This window comes from Gallicola sp. Sow4_E12 (genome assembly GCF_052116305.1).
Classification (GTDB): Bacteria; Bacillota; Clostridia; order Tissierellales; family Peptoniphilaceae; genus JBQKLI01.
This window is the reverse complement of the sequence record NZ_JBQKLI010000001.1, coordinates 61,508-73,823: the sequence shown is the minus strand read 5'-3', so window position 1 is coordinate 73,823 and position 12,316 is coordinate 61,508. Positions and strand designations below refer to the sequence as shown.

Annotated in this window: 11 protein-coding genes, 3 tRNA genes and 2 other annotated features; all 14 genes read right to left on the bottom strand. The window is 35.7% G+C overall.

The features are described 5' to 3' along the window. Nucleotide 1: 1 nt before the first annotated feature. The gene (gene pheT, locus ACTQ46_RS00360) at nucleotides 2–2,380 is read right to left on the bottom strand and encodes a phenylalanine--tRNA ligase subunit beta (RefSeq protein WP_441746528.1); all 2,379 of its coding nucleotides are present in this window, start codon (nucleotides 2,378–2,380) and stop codon (nucleotides 2–4) included. A gap of 9 nt (nucleotides 2,381–2,389) precedes the next feature. Continuing rightward, complete coding sequence (pheS, locus tag ACTQ46_RS00355; protein ID WP_441746526.1) at nucleotides 2,390–3,412, bottom strand: phenylalanine--tRNA ligase subunit alpha; 1,023 nt, start codon at nucleotides 3,410–3,412, stop codon at nucleotides 2,390–2,392. Between the two features lie 81 nt (nucleotides 3,413–3,493). Then, nucleotides 3,494–3,685, bottom strand: a binding site (T-box leader). Then, entirely contained in the window at nucleotides 3,681–4,415 is a 735-nt protein-coding gene (locus ACTQ46_RS00350; protein WP_441746524.1) for a TrmH family RNA methyltransferase, read from the bottom strand. (Overlaps the previous feature by 5 nt.) Beyond that, entirely contained in the window at nucleotides 4,415–5,080 is a 666-nt protein-coding gene (locus ACTQ46_RS00345; RefSeq protein WP_441746522.1) for a potassium channel family protein, read from the bottom strand. The genes ACTQ46_RS00350 and ACTQ46_RS00345 overlap by 1 nt, the downstream gene beginning before the upstream one ends. Nucleotides 5,081–5,090: 10 nt before the next feature. Continuing rightward, nucleotides 5,091–6,437, bottom strand: coding sequence for a TrkH family potassium uptake protein (locus tag ACTQ46_RS00340; RefSeq protein WP_441746520.1), 1,347 nt, complete (start codon nucleotides 6,435–6,437; stop codon nucleotides 5,091–5,093). 47 nt (nucleotides 6,438–6,484) lie between these two features. Continuing rightward, the gene (gene rplT, locus ACTQ46_RS00335; protein WP_441746518.1) at nucleotides 6,485–6,835 is read right to left on the bottom strand and encodes a 50S ribosomal protein L20; all 351 of its coding nucleotides are present in this window, start codon (nucleotides 6,833–6,835) and stop codon (nucleotides 6,485–6,487) included. Nucleotides 6,836–6,856: 21 nt separating this feature from the next. After that, nucleotides 6,857–7,048 (bottom strand): 50S ribosomal protein L35, encoded by a 192-nt coding sequence (gene rpmI / locus ACTQ46_RS00330; RefSeq protein ID WP_441746516.1) that lies wholly within the window; start codon nucleotides 7,046–7,048, stop codon nucleotides 6,857–6,859. Between the two features lie 12 nt (nucleotides 7,049–7,060). Beyond that, nucleotides 7,061–7,588: a translation initiation factor IF-3 gene (gene infC, locus ACTQ46_RS00325; RefSeq protein WP_441746772.1), complete on the bottom strand. Its 528-nt coding sequence runs from the start codon at nucleotides 7,586–7,588 to the stop codon at nucleotides 7,061–7,063. 2 nt (nucleotides 7,589–7,590) lie between these two features. Then, nucleotides 7,591–7,704 (bottom strand) — a sequence feature (ribosomal protein L20 leader region). A gap of 37 nt (nucleotides 7,705–7,741) precedes the next feature. After that, on the bottom strand, nucleotides 7,742–9,655 hold the full coding sequence (gene thrS, locus ACTQ46_RS00320) for a threonine--tRNA ligase (protein ID WP_441746514.1): 1,914 nt from the start codon (nucleotides 9,653–9,655) through the stop codon (nucleotides 7,742–7,744). A 196-nt stretch (nucleotides 9,656–9,851) separates the two neighbouring features. Further along, nucleotides 9,852–11,150: a histidine--tRNA ligase gene (gene hisS, locus ACTQ46_RS00315; RefSeq protein ID WP_441746512.1), complete on the bottom strand. Its 1,299-nt coding sequence runs from the start codon at nucleotides 11,148–11,150 to the stop codon at nucleotides 9,852–9,854. 5 nt (nucleotides 11,151–11,155) lie between these two features. Then, on the bottom strand, nucleotides 11,156–11,875 hold the full coding sequence (locus tag ACTQ46_RS00310) for a DUF6873 family GME fold protein (RefSeq protein WP_441746510.1): 720 nt from the start codon (nucleotides 11,873–11,875) through the stop codon (nucleotides 11,156–11,158). Between the two features lie 49 nt (nucleotides 11,876–11,924). After that, nucleotides 11,925–11,998 (bottom strand) — tRNA-Cys (locus ACTQ46_RS00305). A gap of 47 nt (nucleotides 11,999–12,045) precedes the next feature. Next, nucleotides 12,046–12,120: transfer RNA gene (locus ACTQ46_RS00300), tRNA-Gly, on the bottom strand. A 12-nt stretch (nucleotides 12,121–12,132) separates the two neighbouring features. Beyond that, nucleotides 12,133–12,208, bottom strand: a tRNA-Phe gene (locus ACTQ46_RS00295). Between the last annotated feature and the right edge of the window lie 108 nt (nucleotides 12,209–12,316).

The following is a 12,316-nucleotide window of genomic DNA, read 5'->3' as shown; positions in this document are numbered from 1 at the left end:
TCTAAGATCTTAGAGCTGCATTCATCTCTTTTTCTAACGATTCTAGAATATTATTATAAAGTACACTTACTTCTTCATCTTTTAATGTTCTGTCTTCTGCTTGGAAAATTATAGAATAAGCTAAACTTTTCTTTCCTTTTTCTATATGCTCGCCTTCATAGGAATCAAAAAGATAAATCCCTTTTATCATCTCTTCTCCCTTGGCATGGATTACTTCTTCTATCCTGTCGGATTCTACCTCTTTATCTACAACAATAGCGATATCTCTTTTTATAGACGGATATTTAATAATCGGGTCATATGTCTTTATAAAGCTTGCTTTTCTCTCGATTTTTTCAAAATCAAGCTCTCCGATATATATTTCTTTATCTATATCATAATGATCCATAACTTGATAGCTGATTTGTCCCATAGTACCGATAACTTCTCCATCTGCAACAATGTTTGCACAGCGTCCTTCATGAAACGTCGAATTGTTTTCTTCCCTCTTAAAACGGATATCAGAAATGCCTAAGTCGTATAAAACTTTAGTTACAGCATCTTTCAGATAGTAGAAATCTACATCTCCATAAGCACCCATTGTTAAATGGAGTTTTTCTTTCGGAAGGACGCTGCCCTTTTCAGGATGGAAACTATTGCCGATTTCATAGATTGATAATTGATCGTTGTGATTTTTTAAATTACGTGTAAAAACATCCATCATCGTAGGAATAAGAGTCGTTCTCATAACAGAATAATCTTCTCCTAAAGGATTTATGATTTTAATATATTCCTCTTCGGTAGTTTCTTTTTCTATTTTCTCGTAAGATCTAGGACTAATAAAGGAATAGGTCATAACTTCATTAAACCCTAATCCAAATAATGCTTCCTTAGCGTAATCAACAACCCTGCGTCCATAATCTTTTCTTCCTCTTGTTAAAGCACCAGAAAGTGGTTTCGGTGTTATATTATGGTAGCCGTATAATCTGCCGATCTCTTCTGTAATATCTTCTGGAATTTCAATATCTAAACGGAAAGTAGGTACATGTATAATAAGCTGATCTTCTCTGTCTTGTACTTTAAACTCTAGAAGTTCAAGATAATTTATAATATCTTCTTTCGAAATATCCGTTCCTAAAAGCTGATTGATCCGATTATAATCCATCTCTATAACCGTTTCTTCTTGTTTTTTATTATAACAATCAAAAATCCCTTTTACTACTGTACCGGAATTTGTTTGTTCTATAAGCTGGCATACACGGTTTGCCGCAGCGAGAGTAATCTCAGGGCTGATACCTTTTTCAAAGCGTTGAGATGCTTCTGTCCGCAGTCCTATCCTTTTCGATGTTTTTCGAACATAATCTTTGTCAAAGGTAGCAGATTCTATAAGGATTGTATTTGTCGAACTTGTGATCTCACTGTTTAATCCGCCCATAACTCCTGCTAAAGCTTCGATTTCATCTCCATCTGTAATGACAATATCCTCTGAAGATAATTTTCTCTCTACGTTATCAAGGGTAGTCATTATCTCTCCCTCTTTTGCTTGTCGAACCAGGATTTCTCCGCTCTTTATAGTACGAATATCGAATGCATGAAGAGGCTGTCCCATTTCAAGCATCACATAATTTGTTATATCTACAATATTATTAATCGGACGCATACCTGCCTGCATAAGGGAGTTTTTCATCCATTGAGGCGAATCTTTGATAACAACATCTTTTACGACTCTTGCAACATATCGAAGCCCGCCATCTGTATCGATAGAAACACCTTTAAAATAATCCGAAATATCGTCTGCCTCTTCTCTTATCGTTAAATCTGGCATATTCACAGAAGTTGCAAAAGTTGCTGCCGATTCCCTTGCCATCCCGATAATAGAAAGACAATCAGGTCGATTCGGTGTAATTTCGAACTCTATAGTCGGCTGGTTTAATTCCAGAACTTCGCAGATATCTATACCCAGCTCTACTTCATCTAGAATCAATATTCCTTCTCTAGAATTTTTAGGTACAACACTGTCAGAAAACCCTAATTCTTCATATGAGCATAACATACCGATAGAATCGATACCTTTTAAATCTCTTCTTTCTATTTTCATCCCATTGGGAAGTGTTGCCCCAAGAAGTGCAACTGCAACATAGTCTCCCTTTTGCATATTCTTAGCTCCTGTAATCAGCTGCATTTCTTCTTTTCCCAAATCAACCTTTACAAGAGATAATTTATCCGCATTTGGATGCTTCTCAATCTCCAGTATTTTTCCTGTAATTATTTTGGAAATTCCTTCTTTTAAATTTATAACGGATTCAACATGGGAACCCGAATCTGACATTTTATCAGTATAATCCATGATATCTGCATCAATATCTACATAGTTTTTCATCCATGATAGTGGTAATAGCATGCTGTCCTCCTAAAATTGTTCTAAAAATCTTTGATCATTTTCATATAATAAGCGGATATTATCGATTCCGTATCGCACCATCGTTATACGGTCTACCCCCATTCCAAAAGCAAATCCTGAGTAAACCTCAGGGTCTATACCGCAATTTCTCAGTACATTCGGATGCACCATACCCCCGCCTAGAAGCTCCATGCTCCATCCAGTATTGTTGCAAGAAGGACAGCCCTTGCCGCCGCAGTCGAAACAAGTTACATCCACTTCTACAGAAGGCTCTGTAAATGGAAAATAATGGGGTCTGAAACGTGTTTTTATATGTTCTCCGAAGAATTCTCGAATAAAAACATTAATCGTTTCGATCAAGTTAGCCATAGAAACATTTTTATCTACGACAAGACCTTCTATCTGATGAAACATCGGAGAATGTGTGTCATCTACATCGTCGAAACGGAATGTTCTTCCTGCAGATACCATACGTATCGGAGGCTCTTGGCTTAACATGGTACGAATTTGAACAGGAGAAGTATGTGTACGAAGCAGTGTATCCTCATTTATATAAAATGTATCTGTATAGTCTCTAGATGGATGGTTCTCCGGAGAATTCAGCATATCAAAATTATTTTTTACCGATTCGATTTCCGGACCGGACTCAATTGAAAATCCCATGGTTTGAAATAGTTCTTCTAAGTCTTCCATAGTACGATTTAAAGGATGACGATGTCCTAAAGGTATTACATCCTTTTTAGCTGTAACATCTATTCTCTCTTCTGCTATTCTTTTTTGAAGATCTTCTTTTTTTATGAATTCGGCTTTTTGATTAAACAGTTCTTCTAGTTCTTCTCGAACTTCATTAGCAAGCTTGCCCATAACAGGACGTTCTTCTTTTGAAAGTTTCCCCATCCCTCTTAATAAAAGGGTCAAGTCGCCTTTTTTTCCAAATATTTTAACTCTCAATTTTTCTAACTCTTCGGCTGTTGCTAAGCCATCGATTTCAGCAAGGTATTGCTCCTTTAACTGTAGTAAATCTTCCTTCATTTTTTCCTCCTACTGTGGTGAATTGATTTATTCATTCATTAAGGGTACCCAATAAAAAAGAATAAAAAAACTCCCATCCCTCTATGGGACGGAAGTTTCCGCGGTACCACCCAAATTATGTAAAACATCTCTCTTGATTACTAACGGAATCAACCGTCTCGATTTTTATTCGAGAAGCTCGAAAGTGAAAGAATTTACCCTTCTTATATTATGTCGCACCATCTCATAACTCTCTGAAATAAGTTAGGCAATCAGCTTTTTCACAGCTTTATTTATTTAATTCATACATCGTAATAGAAGCAGCTATTCCAGCATTTAGAGACTCAACTTTTCCCTCCATTGGAATAGAAATAACTCCGTCCGCAATATTGCGCATGTCTGCGCTCACTCCATGAGCTTCGCTGCCGATAATAACAGCCGTTTTTTTCAGCCCTTTAAATTCAGATACAGCTTTACCTCTCATATCTAAAATAAGAAAAGAATAGCCTTCTTTTTTTAGTTTGCCGATAATTTCTTCTTCAATAATATTGATCCGAAAGATAGATCCCATAGAACCTCTGATAACTTTGCTGTTATAAGGATCAACACAATCGTTCATAAAAATACAGTCTTTAAAACCGAAGGCTTCAGCGGAGCGGATAATCGTGCCTGCATTGCCCGGATCCTTAATACCATCTAATATAATCACTTTTGACCCAGTAGATATACTAAAGGTTTTTTTTTCGCAGATACAAAGGATCCCTTCAGCGTGTTCCATTTCACTAAGCTCATTAAAAAGTTGTTCTTTCAGAATATAAATTTTTCCTTTGAATACTTCTTCCACAAAATCTGGATTAAAGTCTTCTTTAAGGATAACACTATTTATTAGTATATCAGAAAAGGTCGCTTCTCTGAAAAGTTTTTTTCCTTCCACTATAAATAAATTATTTTCTTTTCGATACTTCTTTTTCCGAAGACTTTTCCATAATTTAAAATTTGAATTTTGAGAACTTTCTATTAACACTAAGATTCTTCCCCAACTATTTCTTCTATTTTTTTATATTTTCCCAAGACTAATACTATATCCGATTGATCAAAAACATAATCAGGCTTAGGGTTAATATTAATTTCTTTAACATCTTCTTCTTTGACAGCAACTACTGTAACTCCATAATTATTTCGGATATCTAGCTGCGCTAAAGATCGTCCAATCCAGCTTTTAGGAGGTTTTACTTCCATAATACTGAAGTCGTCTGAGACTTCAATATAATCCAAGATATTTGATGTAGAGATATTATATGCTAATCGTATCCCCGAATCTTTTTCAGGAATAATTACACGATCAGCACCGACTTTTTTCATGATACGGCCATGAATTTTATCGCTGACTTTAGCGATTACCGTCTTTACATTATTTTCCTTTGCAACAGCAGTTGCCATTAAAGAAGCTTCAAAATTTGAACCCATTGCAACGATCACTTCGTCCATATTATGAATACCCAGAGATTCTAAAGTTCCCTCAATCATAACGTCTGCTGAAACAGCATGAGTAACACTTGTACTAATCTCATTGATCGTATCCTCATCTTTATCTATAACTAAAACTTCATGCCCTAATTCTGCAAGAGTCACAGCTACTGATCTTCCGAACCTGCCGCAGCCTATTATCATAAACTCTTTAAATTCCATAGAATCCCCCTTAACCAATGATTACATTCCCATAGGCTTCCTTATGGTATTTCTTATCTTTATTATTCGCAAATGCAAAAACTAATGTCATAGTCCCTACTCTTCCTATATACATAGAAAGAATTAATACACTTTTCGATATCTCTGTTAACTGAGGTGTCAAATTCCTTGTAAGACCAACTGTTGCAAAAGCTGAAGTCACTTCAAACAGCAGATCTTGTAAAGCAAATGGTTCTAATGCCAGCAAAACAAAAGTTGCTGTAAGGACCCAGCTTAATCCTAATACCATAATAGAAATAGCTCGTTTTCCTTGATCAATGCTTATTCTTCGCTGAAATATTTCCAGATCCCGATTTCCTTTGATTTCGCTATAAGTCATTAACAGAAGCATAGCAAAGGTTACAGTTTTAATCCCGCCAGCAGTACCTGCAGGGGATCCTCCTATAAACATTAATATAATAGAAAGCATAATAGACGGATCCGTCAGCTGAGCTTGATCCATGGAAAAGTAACCTGCAGTTCTCGTTGTGACGGATTGAAAAAATGCATTCAAAGTTTTCGTTGAAAAACTCATATCTGCCATAGTATTTGCATTTAAGGCTTCTAATGTTAAGAAACCGATCGTTCCTGCTAAAAGCAGGATTCCTGTCATAGATAATACTATTTTAGTATGTAGAGCATACTTTCTGAAATTCAGCTTATTTGCAGTAACATCCATATATACATTAAACCCCAGTCCTCCAAGTATTATCAATGACCCGATTGTCAGTAAAATCAGTGGATTATTATTATATTTTACTATACTTGCAGTTCCCAGCACATCAAAACCGGCGTTGCAAAATGATGAGATGGATTGAAAAATAGAGACATATAATCCTCTTGCCAGTCCAAATTCTGGAATAAACTGAAAACTAAGAAGCAGAGCCCCGATTCCTTCTATGATAAAAGTAGAAGCTAAGACGTATCGGATTAATTTAACCATCCCGGATAAACTAACTGTATTCATCTGCTCTTTAATAATAAGACGATCATTTAAAGTGATTCTCTTTCCTAAGACCATTGCCATTACCGTTGTTATCGTCATAAAACCAAGACCGCCGATTTGTATCAGGAGAATGATTACAATCTGGCCAAATAAAGTCCAATGAGAAACAGTTGCTACAGTTGTAAGGCCTGTAACGCAGACCGCTGATGTTGCTGTGAAAAGCGCATCCAGATAGGTTGTATTTTGTCCTTCTCCTTGAGCAAAGGGCAGCATCAATAATAGGGATCCGATAAGAATTACCGCAAAAAAACCCATGGCTAAAAATCTAGGAGGATGATTGACAATCCGCTGTCTGATTTTTTTATATTTCATTTTTACCTCTTAAATCACAAAATAGCCCTATAATAGGGCTACTTTAATTAAGCATTTTTGGCAATATCAACTAATTTTGTAAAACTTTCAGGATCATAAATTGCCATTTCTGAAAGCATTTTACGATTAATATCGATATTTGCTTTTTTAAGTCCGCTTATAAATTTGCTGTAGTTAAGACCATTTTGTCTTGTTGCAGCATTGATTCTAGCGATCCATAATTTTCTGAAATCTCTTTTTCTTCTCTTTCTTCCAATATAAGAATAAGCCATAGATTTCATTACAGCTTGTTTTGCTGTTTTGAAAAGTGTTGATTTAGAACCGTAATATCCTTTTGCTGCTTTTAATACTTTTTTATGTCTTGCTTTTGCAGTTACACCGCGTTTTACTCTTGCCATTAATTTTGCCTCCTTGAATGATTATGGAATCATGTGATCTATTCTTTTTAGATCACCTTTGCTGATTAAAGAGGATTTTCTTAAGTTACGAATTCTCTTTGCTGATTTTTTTCCAGTTAAATGACTTTTAAATGCTTTAAATCTCTTTAATTTACCAGTACCCGTTCTTTTAAATCTTTTTGCAGTACCTCTATGTGTTTTATTCTTTGGCATAATATTCCTCCATTATTCTTGATTCTTTGGAACAAAGAACATTACCATACTTCTTCCTTCCATAGCAGGTTTTTTATCTACCGTACCATTTTCAGAAACAAGTTCAGTAAAGTTATTAAGTACCGTTCTTCCGATATTAGTATGACCTAATTCTCTTCCTCTAAATCGGACGCTTACTTTTACTTTATCTCCATTTGATAAAAATGTATTTGCTCGTTTAGCCTTAACTTCTAAATCATGAGTATCGATATTCGGGCTAAGTCTAATCTCTTTTACATTAATGGTTTTTTGGTTCTTTCTTGATTCTTTTTCTTTTTTAATTGTTTCGTATTTGTATTTTCCGTAATCAATAATCTTACAAACCGGTGGTTTCGCTTTAGGAGCCACGTTAACAAGATCTAATTTGCTTTCTTCAGCTAGTTCTAATGCTTTTCTAAGTGGTACAACTCCTAATTGATTACCGTCTTTGTCTACCAGACGAACTTCTCTTGATCTGATATTTTCATTAATCTGTAAGTCCTTTATAATGTACACCTCCATAAATAAATAAAAAATAGCGGGCAAAATACCCGCTATTATAATTCTCACAAAAAAGGATTCATAATATACCTGAACGATTCATTCGTCAGGTGAGAGCGGATACTCTACTTCATATGCTATTAGTCTACTACACATATCCTAGTTTGTCAAATACTATAAATCAATTTCTTTCGATTTGATTTTTTCTTGTGCCATTTTGATAAACTCCTCTGTACTGATAACACCTTGATCTCCTAAATCGCGGATACGTAGAGCCACTGTATTGTTCTCAATTTCTTTTTCTCCGAGAACTAAACTGTATGGAATCTTGTTTAATTGAGCTTCACGAATCTTGAATCCGATCTTTTCAGAACGATCATCTACTTCAGTTCGGATACCTTCCTCTTCAAATCTTAATCTTAATTCTTCGGCCTTTTCATTATATTTATCGGAAATCGGCAAAATAATCGCTTGTACTGGTGCGATCCATAACGGGAATTTTCCTGCGAAATGCTCGATTAAGATTCCCATAAATCTTTCAATAGAACCCACAACGGCTCTATGAATCATAACTGGTTGTGATTTTCCGCCTTCTTGATTGATATATTCCAATCCAAATCGTTCCGGCATTTGGAAGTCAAGCTGGATAGTACCGCACTGCCACACTCTTCCTATTGCATCTTTAAGATGGAAGTCGATTTTAGGCCCGTAGAATGCACCGTCTCCTTCATTCACTTTAAACTCTAAATTATTGTTGACAAGGGCTGTTTCAAGGGATTTTGTTGCAATTTCCCAATCTTCGTCTTTACCCATAGAATCTTCTGGTCTTGTTGAAAGTTCAACATTATATTCAAACCCAAATATACTATAGATATAATCACAGAATTTGATAATACTTGTAACTTCTTCTTCAATCTGCTCTGGAAGGCAATAGATATGTGCATCGTCTTGAGTGAACGTACGAACTCTCATCAATCCATGAAGAGCACCAGATAGTTCGTGGCGGTGAACTTGTCCGAACTCTGCTACGCGGATCGGAAGTTCTCTATAACTATGAGGATTCGATTTGTAGACAAGGATCGAACCTGGACAGTTCATCGGTTTAATTGCGTAACCTTTCTCGTCTATTTTTGTGAAGTACATATTATCCTGATAATGATCCCAGTGGCCTGATTGATGCCATAAAGCTTCGTTTAGGACCATCGGTGTTTTTATTTCGCCATATCCGGATTTTCTAAGTTCTTTTTTCAAGAAATTCTCTATTTCATTTCTTAGCACCATGCCGTTAGGATGGAAGAATGGAAAACCAGGTCCCTCTTCATGCATACTGAAAAGCCCCATCTCTTTACCGATTTTTCGATGATCTCTTTTCTTCGCTTCTTCCATTCTTTCCAGATATTCATCTAATTCCGACTTTTTAGGGAATGAAATTCCGTATATACGCTGCAGCATCTTATTGTTTTCGTCGCCTCTCCAGTAAGCTCCTGCTATACTAGTAAGTTTCACAGCTTTGATTTTTTTAACATCATATAAGTGAGGACCTTTACAAAGATCGATAAAATCTCCTAGCTGATAATAACTGATAGTCGCATCTTCAGGAAGATTTTCTATCAATTCAATTTTATAGTCTTCATCAATAGATCTAAATCTTTCTAAAGCCTCCTCTCTCGTAACCACTTTACGCTCTAGTGTGTATCCTTCTTTTACAATTTTCTTCATTTCCGCTTCAAGCTTTGTTAAATCTTCACTTGTAAATACATGGCTGTTGTCTAAATCATAATAAAAACCAGCATCAATAGCAGGTCCTATGGCAAATTTTGTATCAGGAAATAATCTTTGAATAGCAAAGGCCATAAGATGAGCAGAAGTATGCCAGAATATCTCTTTTCCTTCTTCGTCTTCAAATTTAACAAAACGCACCTCTGCATCTTCTTCTACCGGTTCTTGAAGACCTTTAATTTCGCCGTTTACTACAGCTCCTAGTACAGCTCTCGCTAAGCCTTCCGAAATCCCTTTAGCAATATCTAATAATAATATACCTTTTTCATGTTCTTTTTTAGAACCGTCTGGTAAAGTAATTGTGATCATAAAATCCTCCTTAAAATAATAAAAAAAGAGCCTCTTCCGACAAGGGACGAAAGACTCTTCCGTGGTTCCACCCAATTTTATACTTCATTTTTATTCGCTCCGGAGTAGTTTTCCATCAAAGGCTTCTGAAAGGAAATTTCAGCAAGATTCCTTCTCTCTGTGCAGATCTTTTTGATGTACTCGTTCCATCATTGCTTTATATTAAATTAATAATTTCTTCAAATTTTTTCGATGATTGCTCTCCGCTTCTCATATCCTTTACAGAGTAACTCTCATTTTTAACCTCTTCTTCTCCGATTATTATCACAAAAGGTACGTTCAAATTATCGGCATAGGCGAACTGTTTTTTCATTTTTCCGCCCTCAAGATAGATCTGTACTATTTTATCATGATCTCTTAATTTATTCAATAAATCAATGGACTCTTTTTCATAGCCTTTCATTGGAATGATTAAAGCGTCGCACGGATTCGCTTTTTCAATATTTAACAGCTTTCCTTCTTGAAGTTTATAAAACAAACGGGTTAACCCGATACTGAGTCCTATTCCCGGAAGCTTCTGCTTTGTATAATTTGAAGCTAAATCATCATAGCGGCCTCCAGAACAAACAGAGCCGATTTCTTCATGCCCCTTTAAAAATGTCTCAAAGACTGATCCAGTATAATAGTCCAAGCCTCTTGTTATAGAAAGGTCAATTTTAATATTTACGGAAGGAATATTAAATAGAAGCATCTGCCTATATACAAATTCCAGCTCTTCTAAACCTTCTCGAAATAATTCTTCCTGAACGTCAAGTTCTTTTAAAAAGTCTATAGTCTCTTCATTGCTGCCTTTAAAATGAATAAAGTTCAATAGCTTATCAATGGTATTTTGATCTAAATCTACTTTTTCCAGCTCTTCTCGTACGCCTTCTTCTCCAATTTTATTGATTTTATCGATAATTCTAAGAATCGCAGTAAAATCGTCAAGATCAAGACTTTTAAATAATCCATTCATAACTTTGCGGTTATTATAATGGAACGTAAAATCAAGCTGCAGTTTTCGGAATATTTCCGCCATTACACTGGGAATTTCTGCATCGTTATAGATCGAAAGTTTTTCATGTCCGATAATATCAATATCGCATTGATAAAATTCTCGATATCTGCCTTTTTGATTCCGCTCGCCACGATATACTTTGCCTATATGATATCTTCTAAAGGGAAAATTTAAATCGCTGAAATGCTGGGCTACATAACGGGCTAAAGGCACCGTTAAATCAAAACGCAGACCGATTTCCGTATTTCCTTTTTCTAAACGATAAATCTGTTTTTGAGTCTCTCCACCGCCTTTTGCTAATAGAATTTCCAGTTTTTCCATAACCGGTGTATCAATTGGCAAAAAAGCATATTTTTGAAAAGTACTCTCGATAATATTTTTTACATCATTAAATAATAATTGGTCCTCTGGTATTAACTCCATCATTCCAGGCAGTATACTTGGTTGTATCAAAATCATTCCCCCTAATAAATTCCTATCATAGAACCGCGATCTACAAAATCAATTCCTTCGGGGCAGAATATTTCTATAGATTCTTCTTTTAAACGCTTTTTTAATTCTTTTTTGTGTAAAAAACGCTCAATATCCCCATAAAATACCATCGCAGTATCATTAATCATACCATATGTTCCCCCTATAAATCCAGTTGAATAGCCAGGAAGATCAATACCTCCTTGGGGCAGTAGAAACACATTTAGTTTATATCTTAAAAGAGCTTTATAAATCGATTTGTCTTGAGTAATCAGCAAATTCTCCCCTGCTATTAAAGAGGAACAATTCGCATAGCCTTGTTTGACAGAAATAACTTCCATATTATTCCTGTATATAAACTCCAGAAGCCTAGGATCCATAGCATCTTTTCTTCCAACACAATATCCCTTAAAGAAAACTGAATTTAATAAAACATCTTCTGGATAAACTGCTCCGATTTTGTTTTTTGCGGGTATAGTTTGAATACCATATTTCCTTAATTCTTTCTGATAGTATTCAAAATGATCCTGATCTACTAGAAATATTTTTTTCGTAAGCGGCCTTACAACAAAATCAGGATGATCGTCTACAGGCTCCGGCAGATTAGAATGTTTTTTCGTGAAGATAATTTTAATACCCAAATCCTCTAATAGATTTAAAAATTCGATGTCCGCTTTATAGGATACAATCATCGCCTTAATATTTTCTGCCATATCATATTCCTCCAAACAAATAAAAAGCTCTCAGTAAACTGAGAGCTTTTGGAGGCGACACCCAGATTTGAACTGGGGGTTAAGGTGTTGCAGACCTCTGCCTTACCACTTGGCTATGTCGCCGTAATAATATTATCATAACACTTCATGATGATCTTTTCAATAAAGAATGGAGCGGAAGACGAGACTCGAACTCGCGACCCTCGCCTTGGCAAGGCGATGCTCTACCACTGAGCCACTTCCGCATTCTGGTAGTATGGTGCCCAGAGCCGGAATCGAACCAGCGACACGAGGATTTTCAGTCCTCTGCTCTACCGACTGAGCTATCTGGGCAGATCATTTTAGAAACTATTCTTTCTATTCAGAAAAAATATCTCCAACACATAACTACCTTTCAATAATACAATAATTGAAAACAGTTGTCAAGAAGAAATTAAAATT